The 17,285-nt window shown below is 65.1% G+C and carries 12 protein-coding genes and 1 other RNA gene; 9 read left to right on the forward strand and 4 right to left on the reverse strand.

All coding sequences use genetic code 11. From position 1 onward, the window contains the following. Positions 1–170: 170 nt before the first annotated feature. Complete coding sequence (locus QX121_RS04270) at positions 171–1,151, reverse strand: endonuclease domain-containing protein (protein ID WP_315811259.1); 981 nt, start codon at positions 1,149–1,151, stop codon at positions 171–173. Positions 1,152–2,765: 1,614 nt separating this feature from the next. Here QX121_RS04270 and ltrA point away from each other — a divergent pair. After that, the gene (gene ltrA, locus QX121_RS04275; protein ID WP_409997696.1) at positions 2,766–4,142 is read left to right on the forward strand and encodes a group II intron reverse transcriptase/maturase; all 1,377 of its coding nucleotides are present in this window, start codon (positions 2,766–2,768) and stop codon (positions 4,140–4,142) included. Between the two features lie 268 nt (positions 4,143–4,410). Here the strand turns inward: ltrA and QX121_RS04280 are convergent, their stop codons facing one another. Then, the gene (locus QX121_RS04280; protein ID WP_315811260.1) at positions 4,411–5,049 is read right to left on the reverse strand and encodes a TetR/AcrR family transcriptional regulator; all 639 of its coding nucleotides are present in this window, start codon (positions 5,047–5,049) and stop codon (positions 4,411–4,413) included. A gap of 187 nt (positions 5,050–5,236) precedes the next feature. Between QX121_RS04280 and QX121_RS04285 the strand changes: the two genes are divergently transcribed. The 3 genes from QX121_RS04285 to QX121_RS04295 all read left to right on the forward strand — a co-directional run bounded on the left by QX121_RS04285 (position 5,237) and on the right by QX121_RS04295 (position 10,452). Beyond that, positions 5,237–6,565 carry an HlyD family secretion protein gene (locus QX121_RS04285; RefSeq protein ID WP_315811261.1) on the forward strand — a complete coding sequence of 443 codons (1,329 nt, stop codon included), beginning with the start codon at positions 5,237–5,239 and terminating at the stop codon, positions 6,563–6,565. A gap of 204 nt (positions 6,566–6,769) precedes the next feature. Beyond that, entirely contained in the window at positions 6,770–8,359 is a 1,590-nt protein-coding gene (locus tag QX121_RS04290; protein WP_315811262.1) for a DHA2 family efflux MFS transporter permease subunit, read from the forward strand. A 275-nt stretch (positions 8,360–8,634) separates the two neighbouring features. Continuing rightward, entirely contained in the window at positions 8,635–10,452 is a 1,818-nt protein-coding gene (locus QX121_RS04295; protein WP_315811263.1) for an ABC transporter ATP-binding protein, read from the forward strand. Between the two features lie 48 nt (positions 10,453–10,500). On the opposite strand, the gene rnpB is transcribed toward QX121_RS04295, so the two are convergent. Continuing rightward, positions 10,501–10,941: RNase P RNA component class A (rnpB, locus tag QX121_RS04300), an RNA gene on the reverse strand. A 139-nt stretch (positions 10,942–11,080) separates the two neighbouring features. Here rnpB and QX121_RS04305 point away from each other — a divergent pair. Together QX121_RS04305 and QX121_RS04310 are read left to right on the forward strand one after the other, a co-directional pair. Further along, a complete protein-coding gene (locus QX121_RS04305; protein WP_315736765.1) occupies positions 11,081–11,434 on the forward strand; it encodes a YciI family protein in 354 nt (117 codons plus the stop codon). A gap of 33 nt (positions 11,435–11,467) precedes the next feature. Then, positions 11,468–12,712: an RNA polymerase sigma factor gene (locus QX121_RS04310; protein ID WP_315811264.1), complete on the forward strand. Its 1,245-nt coding sequence runs from the start codon at positions 11,468–11,470 to the stop codon at positions 12,710–12,712. A gap of 4 nt (positions 12,713–12,716) precedes the next feature. Here the strand turns inward: QX121_RS04310 and QX121_RS04315 are convergent, their stop codons facing one another. Beyond that, positions 12,717–13,568, reverse strand: coding sequence for an N-acetylmuramoyl-L-alanine amidase (locus QX121_RS04315; protein WP_315736768.1), 852 nt, complete (start codon positions 13,566–13,568; stop codon positions 12,717–12,719). A 554-nt stretch (positions 13,569–14,122) separates the two neighbouring features. On the opposite strand from QX121_RS04315, the gene rsmH reads away from it, so the two are divergent. The 3 genes from rsmH to QX121_RS04330 are packed head-to-tail and all read left to right on the forward strand — an operon-like array spanning position 14,123 to position 17,259. Next, positions 14,123–15,118, forward strand: a complete 996-nt coding sequence (rsmH, locus tag QX121_RS04320) for a 16S rRNA (cytosine(1402)-N(4))-methyltransferase RsmH (protein ID WP_315811265.1) — start codon at positions 14,123–14,125, stop codon at positions 15,116–15,118. A gap of 3 nt (positions 15,119–15,121) precedes the next feature. Then, the gene (locus QX121_RS04325; RefSeq protein WP_315713444.1) at positions 15,122–15,514 is read left to right on the forward strand and encodes a hypothetical protein; all 393 of its coding nucleotides are present in this window, start codon (positions 15,122–15,124) and stop codon (positions 15,512–15,514) included. Next, the gene (locus tag QX121_RS04330) at positions 15,511–17,259 is read left to right on the forward strand and encodes a penicillin-binding protein 2 (protein WP_315811266.1); all 1,749 of its coding nucleotides are present in this window, start codon (positions 15,511–15,513) and stop codon (positions 17,257–17,259) included. The genes QX121_RS04325 and QX121_RS04330 overlap by 4 nt, the downstream gene beginning before the upstream one ends. The last annotated feature ends 26 nt before the right edge of the window (positions 17,260–17,285 follow it).

Here is a 17,285-nt window from a genome sequence, read left to right on the forward strand (position 1 = left end):
GCGCGCCGTGCCCACCATTCCGCTTTCGTGTGCGCGGAGCGATGGTGGGCATGCGACCGCCGTGCGGGCGGCGGCTTTGCCCGCAGCTACTCCACACTTAGACGGTTCAAGCGAAGACGTCGCCGGCGACGGTGTGCGCCACAGTGACGTCGGCTATTGACCTACTTGCTCTAATCTATGCGAGTTAACGGACGCGGACTTAGCCTTTCGACCTTCGCAAGTTTACATATTTCATCGATGCAACGATCGATGTCTTTGTAAACCTCAGTGCCCGTAAAGCGCAGAACGTGCCAGCCCTGTCCAAACAGCCATCGGTCTCGTTGAGCATCGTGAGTCCGCTGGTACTTGGTTTTGTGGTATTCATGACCGTCCAACTCAATCGCAATCATCTTATCTGGAATCGCAAAGTCCAGGCGATATTTCCCAACGCGATGCTGCGGATATAAATGAAGATCGAGGAGCGCGAGTTCATAGAAAATCTGTTCGAGCGGCGACTCGAAGAAGTTCGGTGTAAAGCTATGGCGGATGGCCGGGTCGCGGCTCAGCAGCGCCGATATGATCGAGTCGTCGATCCAAATGGGCAAGAGCAATTTGCCGTCGGGAGTGCCTCTGCTCGAACTTATATCTACTGTCGGAACGATGTTGTCCGGGTTTTCAGCGTAGGCCATATCCACGATGCGGCATGCGATACATGGACAATGCGGAGTAGCCCGGCAGCCGCGAGAGATGACGCGCATTGCGACAGTCGAGGACACATAGGAGTGAGTGAAGGTGCCGTCGTCCGCTCGATCGATCATCAGCAACGCGTTGGGCTGGTCAAACAGCTTGTTGAGATGTGCGATGGTGATCGGTCCACGATAATCTGCATATTGGTGTTTGAGCGCGTCGATAAACATCTGCCCGGGCTTAGTGAACCTGTAAGCAAATAGTTTGTCTTGAACTTGCTTCCCCCCTTCCAGATCAAGCACCGAATAAGGGCCATCGTCGGTTTCAACCGTCGCTTCAAGAAGGAAGCAACCTATACAACGGCAGCCTTCGGTGGCGCATTCCTTGGTTAGCACAAACCTCCCTCGCGTCGGTGAGACGATAACGAAAATCCTCCGGGTCTGTTCGGTGTAAACGAGAGCGTAACTAACGTAACCGTCCAGCATTGCATGAAGTTCCGTCAGGTGAGCGTATCGATTGAAGCCACGATTCGCGTCATTTCAGGTGGGCTTACACGCAGCAAGGCCGCAACCTTGGTAGTACTCGTGTATCCGTGTTTGCGACTACAGGATTACCCTTTGCAATCCACCCACTGCGAGTGTCGGCCAGTCCATAGTCCAAATTGCGCCTAATACACAGTACATGCAGTCTCTCTGCAAGTCTGCAATCGGTCGAGGCGCAGGAGACGCAATGCCTTGAAGTGGCCCTTCTCGGACGCCTCGCTCCGGCGCTGGGCGCTGCGCTGTGGCATCGTCATCCGCGGCTGCAACGGAGCAAGTTGGCTTTGCTCATATTGCGCGCCTTGCATCGTCCGGGCTATTGCGAGGCGCCCTTGCGCCGACGTGTCCGCCGAAGCCGATCGGGCGTAGCGGAAGCCATCCAGACGCGTGGTGGGGGGCCTGGATCGCGTCGCTGCGCTCGCGGTGATGCCGTGCGGCTGCGGCCGTCTGCCGCGAAAACCGTCTGCGCGCAAAATCCAATTTCGTCGGCGGGGTAGGGTGGGCAAAGGCGCGCCCCGATGCGTGTTGCACGCTGCGCTTCATCGCGCGCCGTGCCCACTATTGGCTCCTCGTGCGCGGGACGATGGTGGGCACGCGACCGCCCTGCGGGCGGCTGCTTTGCCCACCCTACGCGTCTTGCTAGATCGCGTCGCTTCGGTCGCGATGACGCCGCACTGCTGCTGCTGTCATGCGCCTTCATGTGCGCGCAAAAACTAAATTTGTCAGTCCCATCAAGCTGATTTGGCCTGTCCAGTCCCCGCGCCAAAAATAATCGACTTCCAGTTTTCCGAATTTCATGGTTGTCTACCGCCATCCCGCCTCGATCGAAGAGGGACGTTTCGCGGTCGTCACGAGCGTTGGAGGCGGGGAGTGGTGGCCTGTCGGCGCGCAGCGCGCTGGAATCGCGAGCGGACGAACGCGACCGGCAGGACGATGAAGTCGTATGGTCCTGGCGCCCCGATGCTGGCGTCAAGTTCGCAGCAGATGCTCGCGCATCTGCGCGGGCGACGGTGGCTACAAGCCCGGACACCGGGGAGATTACGTATAAATCGTAAGCCCATCGCGCGGGGAGGGCCGGGTGTGTTCGGCCAGACCTGTGGTACCTGCCGCCTGCATTTTTTTGAGCAGGCGGGCCACGGGCGGTGTGCCGAGTATGAACGACAGCTTGGAGGTGGAAGTCCTCTATCCAGCCTGATGGCGGCGAAGGATTAGCGAAGCGCAAGGGCGTCATCGCGAGGTGGGGTCTGAAGACAGCGTGGAGCAAAGCCGCGGCCCGATGAACAAACATCGGATGTGAGGCCTACCCGGCCGGACGAGCGAGCCACCAATCGCGAAGTCCACGGTCATCAAGGGGCGGGGTGGTAGATCCGACGGGCATGCGGTGAAGGCGGTCGGTCTTACCTCGGGAGATCTGCGTCGTGTCCCGGCAACGGGACTGAGGTCGTTGCAAGGCGATCTGAACGCGACGCAGAAGTCAGCAGAGGGCATAGTAGGCGGCAGCGTACCGCCGAAGGCCCGAACGATGGAAGTTCTGGTGGAGCGGTGATCTCGCACGACCCAATGCGGCAGGAAGCTCAGAGCAATCTGAACCCTCGCCCCGGACCGAGGGGTGAAGCCCCGCGGGCCGGCGCCGGGGCGGCCGAAGCTCGCGCGGCGAAAGCCTGTCTCGATCAGACGGCGGTCGCGGGACCGTCGATGGAAAGGATCGTCGCACGTGAGAACCTGAAGAAGGCATTGGACCGAGTGAAGCGCAACAAGGGCGCGGCGGGGGTCGACGGGATGACCGTGGATGATCTGCCGGCCTACCTGAAGGTGAACTGGCTCGCGATCCGCGCCCAACTGCTCGACGGCACCTACAAGCCGCAGCCGGTGCGGCGTGTCGAGATTCCGAAGGCATCGGGCGGCGTCAGGCTGCTCGGCATCCCGACGGTGCTCGACCGCTTCATCCAGCAGGCGGTTCTGCAGGTGCTGCAAAGCGAATGGGATCGGACGTTCTCCGAGACGAGCTTCGGCTTCCGGCCGGGCCGCTCGGCGCATCAGGCGGTGGCGAAGGCGCAGACCTACATTGCGTCCCGGCACGCGGTCGTGGTGGATATCGATCTGGAGAAGTTCTTCGACCGGGTCAATCACGACATCCTGATGGGGCTGGTCGCCAAGCGGGTTGCCGACAAGCGACTCCTGAAGCTGATCCGCGGCTTCCTGACTGCGGGCGTGCTGGAGGGAGGGCTGGTCAGCCCGACGGAGGAAGGAACGCCGCAAGGCGGGCCGCTCTCGCCGCTGCTGTCGAACCTGATGCTGGACGTGCTGGACAAGGAGCTGGAGAGGCGAGGTCATCGCTTCGTGCGCTATGCCGACGACTGCAACATCTATGTGCGCAGTCGGAAGGCGGGCGAGCGGGTGATGGCGAGCATCGAGAGATTCCTGGAACGGCGCCTCGAGCTCAAGGTGAACAGGGCCAAGAGCGCGGTCGCCAGACCGAGCCACCGCAAGTTCCTGGGCTTCAGCTTTACGCAGGGGAAGAAGCCGCGCCGGCGCATCGCGCCTGAGGCCATTGCCCGTTGCAAGGCGAGAGTTCGGGAGCTGACGGGGCGACAGTCTGGCCGAAGCCTGGAGCAGATCATCGAGAAGCTGGCGCTGTATCTGAAGGGATGGCGCGGCTACTTCGGGTTCTGCGAGACGCCGTCGGTGTTGCGCAAGCTCGATGAGTGGATCAGGCGGCGGTTGCGCGCCGTCGTCTGGACCCAATGGAAGTGCGGTCCTACTCGCTTCGACGAGCTGCGACGCCGCGGCGTCGACCGGGAGACGGCGCTTAAAACCGCCGGCAACCCACGTGGTCCCTGGCGGCTCGCCAACAGCGCCGCACTGGCCAACGCTCTGCCAAGGTCCTTGTTCGCCTCACTCGGCCTGCCTTTCCTCGCAGCCCGCAAAGCCGCTTAATCCGCCGAACCGCCGTATACGTGATCCGTATGTACGGTGGTGTGGGAGGGGTGGAGTCGCGAGACTCCCCCCTATCCCGATCGGCCAGCGCCCGGCCTTCCCTGCACCCTCCGATCGATCCGAGGGTGATCCGAACGCAAAGCTCGGGCGTCACCAGCCGCGAGAAGGAGAGCGCATGTCTTATGCTGGCATATCTCGGGCTGACATGTCTTGCGCCGATATCTGTTGTGCCGACATCGCCGCGCGCATCGCTGCGGTCAGCGGCGTCTCAACTCTTGATGCCGTAGGTCGCGAGGAACATGCGGACGGCGCTCGCCACCACTTTGTGTACCTCGTCGGGCGAGGGGGCGGGGGCTCCCTGAAAGATGAAGGGCAGGAACAGCGTGGCCTGGCACATCAGCTGGAATTGCGATGCGGCGAGGTGGCAGTCGTCGATGGCGAGCTCCCCGGCATCGACGCGCGCCTGCAGATAGGCGGCGAGCCGGCCGATCGTGCCCTCGATGACGCAATCATAGTAGCGCCGCCCCACCTCCGGCATGCGTTCGGCAATCGCCATCACGGTGCGGATCGCCGATCCGCCGCCGGGGCGGCAGACGACCGCGATCCAGGCGGTGCCGAATTCGTACAGCACGGTCGCGGCGTCGCGGGCGGGCTCGAAGCTGAAGTTCGAGGCGCCCCGATGCACGGTCTCCTCCGAGACGATCGCCTCGAACAGGCGGAATTTGTCGGCGAAGTAGACGTAGAGCGTACCCTTGGAGACGCCGGCCGCGCGTGCGATCTCGCCCATGCTGGCGCCGTCGAAGCCCATGTCCATGAACACCTTGCGGGCGCCTTCGAGGATCTGGCGCCGTTTCGAGGAGTCCTCATCCGGCATCACCTGGGTGGTGTTATGGTCCGCCTCAATCATTGGTTTAGGCTGTTCCCGAAGATTTGGCCGGCGCCAACGTCACTAAGGCATCCGCGCGGATATGTTGCGATAGCGAAGATGTATATTGACCGAACGGTTCGGTCAATGGTAGATGTGGATTGACCGAACGGTTCGGTCGGGATTTTCGGGGCCTGAGCGGCCCCGCTGTCATGGGTGGGAGTCTCTGATGGCCGCTGCGAGAGATCAGGCTGTACGGGCGCGCCGTCCGGACGCCGAGGAAACGCCGAAACAGCCGAGCGCTGAGTCGGCCCGCCCGCAGCCCAGCGACACGGCGCAGCGCAAGCCGGCTGATGCCAAGCCGGCTGAGCTGAAGGCAGACGTCAGCACCGAGGCGCCATCCGAACGGCCCGCGCCGGCCGGCGCTCCTGCCGCAGCGAAGCCGCAAGCCGCGCCCGCCGCCGCGCCGAAATCCGGCAAGCGCAAGCGCGTGCTCGCCAGCATCGGCGTGCTGCTCGCGCTCGCCGCCGCCGGCTATGCCACACACTATTATCTGGTCGGCCGCTTCATGGTTTCGACCGACGATTCCTATGTCCGCGCCAACAACACCATGCTGGGCGCGCGCGTCTCCGGGCACATCCAGGAGATCGTGCCGCGGGACAATTCGGTGGTCCGCAAGGGCGACGTGATCTTCCGCATCGATGACGGCGACTACGAGATCGCAGTCGACGCCGCGCGCAGCAAGATCGCCACCCAGGAGGCGACCATCGCGCGCATCGGCCGCCAGGTCGCCGCGCAGCAGAGCGCCGTCGAGCAGGCGCAGGCCAATCTCACCTCATCCGAAGCCGCGATGAAGCGCGCCGGGCTCGACTATGAGCGCCAGCAGGCGCTGAGCAGCAAGGGTTTTGCCTCGCATGCGACCTTCGAGCAGTCGGAAGCCACGCGCGATCAGGGCATGGCCGGGGTGCGCGCCGCGCGCGCCGCGTTCGACGCCGCGCGCGACAATGTCGAGGTGACGAAGGCACAGCAGGTCGAGGCCCAGGCGCAGCTCGCCGAGCTCAAGACCTCGCTCGCCAAGGCCGAGCGCGATCTCGAATTCGCCACCGTGCGCGCACCGGTCGACGGCACCTTCTCCAACCGCCTCGTCAACACCGGCGATTTCGTCGCGGTCGGCCAGCGGCTCGGCAATGTCGTGCCGCTCGACGACGTGTTCATCGATGCCAATTTCAAGGAAACCCAGCTCAAGCGCATTCGCCCCGGCCAGCCGGTGACGATCAAGGTCGACGCCTATGGCGCACGCGGCTTCAAGGGCGTGGTCGACAGCATCTCGCCGGCCGCGGGTTCGGTGTTCACCCTGCTGCCACCGGACAACGCGACCGGCAACTTCACCAAGATCGTGCAGCGCCTGCCGGTGCGCATCCGCGTGCCGAAGGACGTGGCGCGGCAGAACCTCTTGCGCGCCGGCATGTCGGTCTACGTCACGGTGGATACCACCGACGCCAAGGATGCCGACGGCGACACCGACCTCGACGCACCCGCGACGGTGCAGGGGAAGTAGCGAGGTGATCTAACTGACGCGATTGCATTCGCTGTTGCGTCATCGGAAGTCAGCTCCCTCCCCCCTTGCGGGGGAGGGTTGGGGTGGGGGGTCTCCGGGCGAGACCGCCGTTGGGGACCCCCACCCCCGACCCCTCCCCGCAAGGGGGAGGGGAGCGCACCTGTGACGCGGCGCGGTCATCGACTCCAGCGGACTCATTAGACCATGGCCACCGCAACGACAGCCGACCCCACTATGAGCGCACCGGCCGCGCCGGCGGACCGCATCGCGCCGCGGCGGCTGATCGCGTTCCTGATCATGGTGTTCGGCATGTTCATGTCGATCCTGGACATCCAGATCGTGTCGGCGTCGCTCAGCGAGATCCAGGCCGGACTGTCGGCGAGCTCCAGCGAAGTGTCCTGGGTGCAGACCGCCTATCTGATTGCCGAGGTGATCGCGATTCCCTTGTCCGGCTTTCTGTCGCGCGCGCTCGGCACGCGGCTGTTGTTCGCGATCTCGGCCGCGGGATTCACCATCTCCAGCTTCCTGTGTGGCTTCGCGTCCTCGATCGAGCAGATGATCGTATGGCGCGCGCTCCAGGGCTTTCTCGGCGCCGGCATGATCCCGACCGTGTTCGCCTCGGCCTACACGGTGTTTCCGCGCTCCAAGTTCAACGTCGTCGGCCCGATCATCGGGCTCGTCGCCACCCTTGCGCCGACGGTCGGCCCGACGGTCGGCGGCTACATCACCGACGCGATGTCCTGGCATTGGCTGTTCTTCGTCAACATCCCGCCGGGCATCCTCATCACGGTCGGCGTGCTCGCCTTGGTCGATTTCGACGAGCCGCATTTCGAGCTGCTCGACCGCTTCGACTGGTGGGGCCTGCTGTTCATGGCCGGATTCCTCGGCTCACTCGAATACGTGCTGGAGGAAGGGCCGCAATATGAGTGGCTGCAGGACACGTCGGTGGCGATCTTCGCCGCGGTCTGCGCCGTCTCGGCGGTGTGCTTCTTCTGGCGCGTGCTGACGGTCGACGAGCCGATCGTCGACCTCTATGCGTTCGGCGACCGCAACTTCACGGTCGGCTGCCTGCTGCAGTTCTGCATCGGCATCGGCCTCTACGGCCTGACCTACATCTATCCGCGCTATCTCGCCGAGGTGCGAGGCTACAGCGCGCTGATGATCGGCGAGACGATGTTCGTGTCGGGCGTGACCATGTTCCTGATGGCGCCCGTGGTCGGCCGGCTGATGGTGAAGATCGACATGCGCCTGATCATCGCCTTCGGCCTCGTCATCTTCGCTATCGGCTCCTACCAGATGACCGGGATCACCCGCGACTACGATTTCTGGGAGCTGTTCGTGCCGCAGGTGCTGCGGGGCGTCGGCATGATGTGCGCGATGGTGCCGACCAACAACATCGCGCTCGGCACTCTGGCGCCGGACCGCGTCAAGAACGCGTCGGGTCTGTTCAACCTGATGCGCAATCTCGGCGGCGCGGTCGGACTCGCCGTGATCAACCAGGTGCTGAACGATCGCACCGATCTGCACATCTCGCGCCTGCACGAGCGGGTGACCTGGGGCAATGCGACCGCGGTCGAGACCCTCAACATGCTGCAGCAGAAGCTGCAGGGCATGGGCGACTCGGCGCTGATGGCGATGAAGCAGCTCTCGCAGATCGTGCACCGACAGGCCGTGGTGATGGGCTATGGCGATGCCTTCTTCATGCTGACCTGCTTCTACATCGCGCTCAGCTTCATGGTGATGCTGCTCAAGAAGCCGAGCTCGCCGATGGCGGGCGGCGGCGACGCACATTGACGTGAGCGGCTCCTGCGCGTGTCGCGGGTTGCCAAATCATACCGTCGATGGTATGGAACAAGAATTGTCGCTCGAACCGGGGAGATTTGCATGACCACATCGCATCTGCAGATCGCATGCACCCGCTCGATGCCTGTTCTGGTGTTCGGCCGCTCGCTTTGAGCACCATCGCTTAACTTCCCAACGCCTGAGTTACTCATCCGCAGACCGCGCGCCGCGTCGCGTCTGCACTATTTGGAGCCGGCCTGGCGCGACGAGCGCGGCCGGATGATGCCATGACCGTCGACGTCTCCGGCCTGAAGGCCGACAAGCGTCCCGCCGCGATCCGCGTCGTGATCCCGTTCGTGACCCGCCACTGGCTGAAGCAGCCGCGCATGGCCCTCGGCATTGCGTGCGCGCTGTTGGGCGCCACCGCTGCCGATCTGTTCATGCCGCTGTTCTCCGGCCGGCTGGTCGATGCGCTCACTCTGGGCCCAGGCAATGCCGATGCACGGCACAGCGCGCTGGTGGCGTTCGCCGCCATCGTAGGCCTCGGCTTCGCCTCGATCGTGCTGCGATTGTCGGGCCTGCAACTGATCGTGCCGTTCACGTTGCGCATCATGTCCGATGTCGCGCGCGACGCCTTCGTGCGCGTGCAACGCTTCTCGACCGACTGGCACGCCAACAGCTTCGCCGGCTCGACCGTGCGCAAGATCACCCGGGGCATGTGGGCGCTCGACCTCTACAACGACACCATCCTGCTGGCGCTGCTGCCGTCGCTGTCGGTGCTGCTGGGCTCGATGGTGCTGCTCGGGCTGCACTGGGGCGCTCTGGGCGGCGTGATCGCGATCGGCGCAGTGCTCTATGTCGCGATGACCGTCGCGTTCTCGACCCGCTACATCGCGCCCGCGGCGCGCATCTCCAATGCCTGGGACACCAAGGTCGGCGGCACGCTGGCGGACGCGTTGAGCTGCAACGCGGTGGTGAAGTCGTTCGGCGCCGAGGCGCGTGAGGACGGTCGGCTGATGCGCGTCGTCAGCCGCTGGTCCCGGCGGGTCAATCGCACGTGGCTGCGCTACAACACCACGGCTGCGGTGCAGCTCGGCGTGCTGCTGTGCCTGCGCTCGTCGGTGATCGGCGGCGCCGTGCTGCTGTGGATGGTGGGCAAGGCCTCGCCAGGCGACGTCACTTATGTGCTCACCAGCTATTATGTGATCCATGCCTATCTGCGCGACGTCGGCATGCACATCAACAACCTGCAGCGGGCGGTCAACGACATGGACGAGCTGGTGGCGATCCATGGCGAGCCGATCGGCATCGTCGATGCGGCGGACGCGAAGCCGATCGCGGTGACCGGTGGGCACATCGTGTTCGATGCGGTGACGTTCCACTATGGCGGCCATCGCAGCTCCCTCTACGACAGGCTGTCGGTGGACATCCGGTCGGGCGAGCGGATCGGGCTGGTCGGGCGCTCGGGCTCCGGCAAGACGACGTTCGTCAAGCTGGTGCAGCGGCTCTACGACGTCAGCGGCGGCCACATCCTGATCGACGGCCAGGACATCGCGCACGCCAAGCAGGACTCGCTGCGCAGCCAGATCGCGATCGTGCAGCAGGAGCCGATCCTGTTTCACCGCTCGCTCGCGGAGAACATCGCCTATGGCCGGCCCGGCGCTGGTCAGGCCGAGATCGAGCAGGCGGCGCGGCTCGCCAACGCTCATGAGTTCATCACGCGGCTGCCCAAGGGCTACGGCACGCTGGTGGGCGAGCGCGGCGTCAAGCTGTCGGGCGGCGAGCGGCAGCGGGTGGCGCTGGCGCGGGCGTTCCTGGCGGACGCGCGCGTGCTGATCCTGGACGAGGCGACCTCCAGCCTCGATTCGGAATCGGAGGCGCTGATCCAGGAGGCGATGGAGCGGCTGATGAAGGGCAGGACCGCGATCGTGATCGCGCATCGTCTGGCGACCGTGCGCAGTCTCGACCGCATCCTGGTGTTCGATCGCGGCCGCATCGTCGAGCAGGGCAGCCACGCCGCGCTGGTCGGCAGACCCGGCGGGCTCTACCGCAGCCTGTTCGAGCGCCAGGCCACCGAGTTCGGCCAGCTCTCGGCGGCTGGTTAACAAAAATGGTGAGGGGCCCGGCGCTGTCGGCGCCGAGCCCCTCATGAACATATCAGCCGGCCTGTAAGCCGGGTTCTGTAGGGCACCGTGATGCTTGCGCATGACGATACGTGACGGCCATTCCTCTGGGATCGCGCTTGCGCGCGACCTCGGGCAACCTACCCGGACGGCGAGCCTGACATCGCTCCCGCGGACGTCATCGCCTTGGCATCATCTGCCTTGGCGATTGTCTCCGCGTGGCCATCCCTATTCGGTTTTGCTCCCGGTGGGGTTTACCATGCCGGTTCCGTTGCCGGCCCCGCGGTGCGCTCTTACCGCACCTTTTCACCCTTACTGCCTCCCTCGCGGGAGGAAGCGGTTCGTTCTCTGTGGCACTATCCCTGGGGTCGCCCCCGCCGGACGTTATCCGGCACCGCATGTCGATGGAGCCCGGACTTTCCTCCCCGGCGGCCTTTCGGCACCTGCCGGAGCGGCCGTCCGGCCGACTGATGCAGCTTGAATGGGGCTTCTCGACCAGCACGTCAAGCCATCGCCATGCCGGCGGAAAATATTATCCTTCGCGTGTCGTTCCGTGTCGACGCCGTTCGACTGGATGTCGGCGATCCAGCCGAAGAGAGGAGCAAGTCCGATGCAGTATCTGTTGATGATCTACCTGAATGAGGCCGAATATGCGAAGATCGAGAAGGAGGCTGAAGGCAAGATGCTGGCGGAGTACCAGACGTTCACCCAATCGATCATCTCGAGCGGCAATTACAAGGGCGGTGACCGGCTGCAGCCGACCTCGACGTCGACGACCGTGCGGGTGCGCGACGGCAAGATCCTCACCACGGACGGTCCGTTCGCCGAGACCCGAGAGCAGCTAGGCGGCTACTACATGATCGAGGCCAAGAATCTCGACGAGGCGATCGGGATTGCCGCACGTATTCCCGGCGCCCGTTTCGGCTCGATCGAGGTGCGGCCGGTCTGGCAATACAATCATTGAGACCGGTGCGGCTCGCTGCCGAGAAGGTCACCGATGACGCCTGATGCGATCGACAGGGTGTTCCGTGATGAGGCCGGCCGCGCACTCGCGACCTTGATCCGGCTCGTCGGTGACTTCGATCTGGCTGAGGACGTGCTGCAGGATGCGTTCGCTGCGGCGCTGCTCAAATGGCGGGGGTCCGACGCCCCCGCCAACCCGCGGGCGTGGCTGGTCAACGTCGCCCGCAACAAGGCGATCGACCGGATCCGGCGGCGGAGCAATTTTCGCGACAAGGAGGCGGAGATCGTTCATGCGATCGAGCGTGACGCCGCCAACGACGACGCCGACGCGCCGTCCGATCTCGACGATGACATGCTGCGGCTGATCTTCACCTGCTGCCATCCGTCGTTCGCGCCGGAGGTCCAGGTGGCGCTGACGCTGCGCACGGTCTGCGGCCTCACCACCGCCGAGGTCGCCCGCGCCTTTGTCGCCGGCGAGGAGGCGATGGCGCAGCGCCTCGTGCGCGCCAAGCAGAAGATCCGCCTCGCGGGCATTCCCTATGAGGTGCCGGGACGCGACGCGCTCGAGGAGCGACTGCGCGGCGTCCTGACCGTGATCTATCTGGTGTTCACGGAGGGCTATCTCGCGACCTCAGGCACCGAGCTGATTCGCGAGGATCTCGCGCGTGAGGCGATCCGGCTGGGTCGCCTGCTGCTTGGCTTGATGCCGGAGGCGCGCGACATCAAGGGCCTGCTCGCGTTGATGCTGCTGCACGATGCGCGGCGCGCCGGCCGTACCAATGCGGCGGGCGACATCGTCCTGCTGGAGGAGCAGGACCGCGCGCTGTGGAATCGCGAGCAGATCGCCGAAGGGCTGGGGCTGGTCGAACAGGCCCTGGGCATGAAGGGGCTGCCGCAGCCCTATACGGTCCAGGCGGCGATTGCCGCGCTTCATGCTCAGGCCTCCAGCTACGCTGAAACGGATTGGCGGCAGATCGTGGGGCTCTACGAGGTTCTGCTGCGGATCGCGCCATCGCCCGTGATCGAGCTCAATCATGCAGCCGCCGTGTCGATGGTCGATGGCCCGGCGCGGGCGCTGGCGCTGGTCGATGCGCTGGCCGCGCGCGGCGGATTGAAGCAGTACGATCTTCTACCGGCGGTGCGGGCGGACCTCCTGCGGCGGCTCGGTCGGCGCGACGAGGCGCGCGCCGCCTACCGCGAGGCGAGCGCAGCCACGCAGCTCGCGCCGCTCAAGCGTCTGTATGCACGGCGGCTCGGTGAGCTCGACGCTGAGGCCTGACGTGTCAGACGCGCGGCGCCTGATCCTCGGCCGGCAGGCTCGTCAGCAGCGCATGCAACGTCCACAAGGTCGAGCGGTCGGCGATGCCGTCGATCTTTTCGGGGCGGAAGTGCCGTTGGAACGCGGTGACGACATCCATGGTGATGCCGTCGAATTTGCCCGTGATCGGCACGCCATAGCCGTATTTGGCGAGCGCCTTCTGCAAGCCCTTGACGTCATCGCCGATGCTGCCGAGCTTCAACGTCTCGCCCTTGGTGATCGCCGCCGGCTGCACCCAGTGGCCCACGCCCGAATTCGCCAGCGAATGCCACGGGAATTTCTCGCCGGGATCCTTCTTGCGCGCGGGCGCCACGTCGGAATGCCCGAGCACGCGATGCGCCGGCACATTGCGGCGAAGCATGATGCCTCGGCACAGCGCGATGACCGCCGCGATTTGCCGCGGTGGGAAATCCGGATAGCCCCAATCGTGGCCGCGATTGACGATCTCGACACCGATCGAGCAGGAATTGATGTCCTCGTCGCCGCCCCAGGACGAGAGACCCGCGTGCCAAGCGCGGAAGGCCTCCGGTACGCACTGGACGATGCGTCCGTCCTCAAGCACGACGTAATGGGCGGACACCTCGCTGCCGGCGGTGCAAAGCTTGGTGATCGCCCCTTCGACATCCGGCATTCCGGTGTAATGAAGAATGATCATGTCCGGCTGGCGCCCACCCTTGCGCTCGCCGAAATTGGCCGACGGGATCACGTCGGAGGCGATCGACGAGTCCGGCGTGAAGACCGGCAGGTCGGAAACGCCCTTGGGGATCGGCAGCGCACGGGGACGCTTCGATTCCGGCTTGTCGGATGGATTTGGCATGAACGACTCGAAGCGGACGGCGGCGGCGATGGCTCAAACCGAATATGGGCAGGCACTACTCTTTTACATGTCCCAGCCGCAATCGAAATCGCATGCGAGCCCTCGCTATTGAGCGGACCGTTGTACGGCGATTGCCAGTCCGCCGAACGGCGCGACGGCGTGCAGGACGAACGGTCTACCGGGCAGCTCCGCCTCGCGGTCCAAGTGCCCAACATCCGCCACAGACCGTCAACTGTTTGTTAACGCTAAACGCCGTTACTGAGTGGTGAAGAGCCAAGCCGGCTTTCGGGACGGCAAGCCGCCACGATGCAAGGTCCTGCACAGCAGATCACGATCGAAAGCGGTTCCGGGGCGCTCCGGCGCCGCGCGATCGCTGTCGGATCGAGGGTCTCGACAAGGCCGGATCGTGCCGCTGATGTCGGGACGGCTCGACGGATGACCGACCGTCCCGGGAGATGGCTTGGCGAATTGACGGGCGCGAGGATCGAAGGCGCGATGGGCTCGCTGCCGAACAAAGTCAGTCTGAAGCAACGGCGCGCTTGCGGAGCGGCCGCGTGAGCACGGCTGACCAGCGACACGTCCCGGTGCTCGGCCCCGAAGCGGTCGAGATGCTGGCGCCGCGCGCCGGCGGAACCTATGTCGACGCGACCTTTGGCGCGGGTGGCTATACACGCCTGATCCTGGCGACGGCGGGAACACGGGTGATCGGGATCGATCGCGACAGCACCGCAATCGCCGGCGGCGCGAGTCTCCTCATCGAAGCGGGCGGCCGCCTGACACTGGTCGAGAACCGTTTCTCGGCATTGGCCGACATCTGTGCATCGCAAGACCTCACACATGTCGACGGCGTCGTGATGGACGTCGGCGTATCCTCGATGCAGCTCGACTCCGCCGCGCGCGGCTTCTCGTTCAGGTTCGACGGCCCGCTCGACATGCGGATGGGCGGCACGGGGCCGACGGCTGCCGATGTCGTTGCGCACGCTGCCGAGCGCGATCTGGCCGACGTCATCTACATCTTTGGCGAGGAGCGGCACTCCCGCGCCGTGGCGCGGGCCATCGTCGCCGCGCGCAAGGAGCAGCCGATCACGATGACGCGGCAGCTCGCCGACATCGTCGCGCGCGTGGTGAGATCGAAGCCTGGCGACATCCATCCGGCGACGCGCACGTTCCAGGCGTTGCGCATTCTCGTCAACGAGGAGCTGGACGAGCTCGAACAGGCGCTGGCGGCAGCGGAGCGCGTGCTGGCGCCGGGCGGCCGCCTCGCGGTCGTCTCGTTCCATTCGCTCGAGGACCGCATCGTCAAGACGTTCCTGGCCGAGCGCAGCAGGACTGGCGGCGGCTCCCGCCATCGGCCCGAGGTGGCCCAGGAGGTACCGAGCTTCCAACTGCTCAACCGCAAGCCGGTGGTGGCCGCGGAGGCCGAGACCGAAGCCAATCCCCGGGCACGGTCCGCCAAGCTGCGCGGCGCCGAACGCACGGCCGCGCCGGCGCACGCCTCGGCATCCTCGTCCCCCTGGCCGCGCCTGGCCGATGTCCTGCGAGGAGGGTGACCGATGCGCCTCCTGCACCTCGTCGTGATCTGCTCGCTGATCTTCGCGGCGGCCTATGTCTATCGCATCAAGATGGACTCGACGGCACGGGTCGAGCGCGTGCTGCAATTGCGCGCTGAGATCCGCGAGCAGCGCGAGGCCATCGCAGTGTTGCGCGCGGAATGGGCCAAGCTCGACGCGCCGCTGCGGCTGCAAGGGCTGGTCGAACGGCATCTGCCGCTGAAGCCGCTCAACGCCACACAATACGACAGCCTGAAGAATCTGCCGGAGCGGCCGCCGCGATTTGCGCGACCGGACAATCCGGATCCGATCGGATCGATGATCGATGCGATCGACGCGATCAACGAAGAACCCCCCGTGACCGGATCGGTGCGTCGCCCGGAGGATCAGCAATGAGCGATCAGCCTCGGCCTCACGTCAAGCCGCAGGAGCCCTGGCGGCAGCGACTGGTGCGCACGCTGCTGTATGGGCGCGATGTCGATCGCACTGCCAAGGCGCGCGTGCGCGTCGGCCTCGCGATCGTCGCCTTTGCCGCGGTCTACGCGATCATCGGCGGCCGCCTCGTGATGTTCGCGATCGGCTCGGATGGTCCGAGCGCGCGGCGTGCCGCGCAGCAGGACGCCATCGCCACCGCGCGGCCGGACATCGTCGACCGTCATGGCGCCGTACTCGCCACCGACGTGAAGACGCCGAGCCTGTTCGCCGAGCCGCGCCGCCTCATCGACAAGGACGAGGCGATCGAGCTTCTGACGGCGACCTTGCCGGATCTCGATACGGGCGAGGTCCGCGACCGACTGCTGTCGCGCAAGGGGTTCGTCTGGTTGAAGCGCGAGATGACACCGAAGCAGCAGCAGGACATTCATCGCCTCGGCCTGCCGGGCATCGGCTTCCTGCGCGAGAACAAGCGCGTCTATCCGACCGGCAACGAGGTCGCCCATCTGATCGGCCTGGTGAACATCGACAACCAGGGCATCGCCGGTATGGAGAAGTGGCTCGACAATCAGGGCCTCGCCGACCTCCATCGCGCCGGCTTCGCCACCGATCGCCTGCAGCGCCCGATCGAGCTCTCGGTCGATCTGCGCGTCGAGCACGCGCTGCGCGATGAGCTGCTCAAGGCCAAGGACAAGTTCAAGGCCAAGGCGGCTTCCGGTCTCGTCGTCAATGTCAGGACCGGCGAGATCATCGCCATGGTCTCGCTGCCGGATTTTGATCCGAACAACCCGAAGGAAGCGCACGATCCCGATCGGATCAACCGCCTGACCACGGGCGTGTACGAAATGGGTTCGACCTTCAAGGCCTTCACCCTGGCGATGGCGCTCGACAGCGGCAAGTATGATCTCAACTCGCTGTGGGATGCGCGCGGACCGCTGCACTACGGCAAGTTTACGATTCACGACGACGAACCAAAGGGCCGCTTCCTCAACATGCGGGAAGTGTTCTACTTCTCGTCCAACGTCGGTGCTGCCAGGATCGCGTTGGCGCAGGGCGTGGACGCGCACAAGGCGTTCCTGCGCAAGATGGGCCAGTTCGACCGGTTGCGCACCGAGTTGCCGGAGAGCGCCTCGCCGATCCTGCCCAAGCGCTGGGCCGAGTTGAACACGGTCACGATCGCGTTCGGTCACGGCATGGCGGTGGCGCCGCTGCAGGGCGTGATGGGTGTCAGCGCGCTGGTCAATGGTGGCTATCTGATCCCGCCGACTTTCATGAAGCGCACCGAGGCAGAGGCGATGCAGGTCGCCAAGCGCGTGATCAAGCCGGAGACCTCGGAGAAGATGCGCTACCTGATGCGTCTGAACGCCGAGGTCGGCACCGCGCGCAAGGCCGACGTGAAGGGCTATTACATCGGCGGCAAGACCGGCACCGCCGAGAAGGTCATCAACGGCCGCTACGCCAAGAAGAAGGTGCTGACCCTCTTCACCGCCGTGATCCCGGCAGACAAGCCAAAATACCAGCTCCTGATCATGCTGGACGAGCCGCAGTCATTGAAGGAAACCTATGGCTTCATCACCTCCGGCTGGAATGCCGCGCCGACGGCTGGTGCCGTGATCTCCCGGATCGGGCCGCTGCTGGGAATCGAGCCCCGCTTCGACCTGCCGCCGTCCGACCGCCAAATTCTTGCAGCATCGCGGCTGACACAGTAAGCCGTCGTCGAATCGCGGGCTTTGGA

The sequence above is a fragment of the Bradyrhizobium sp. SZCCHNR2028 genome (assembly GCF_032380995.1).
In the GTDB taxonomy this organism is placed as follows: Bacteria; Pseudomonadota; Alphaproteobacteria; order Rhizobiales; family Xanthobacteraceae; genus Bradyrhizobium.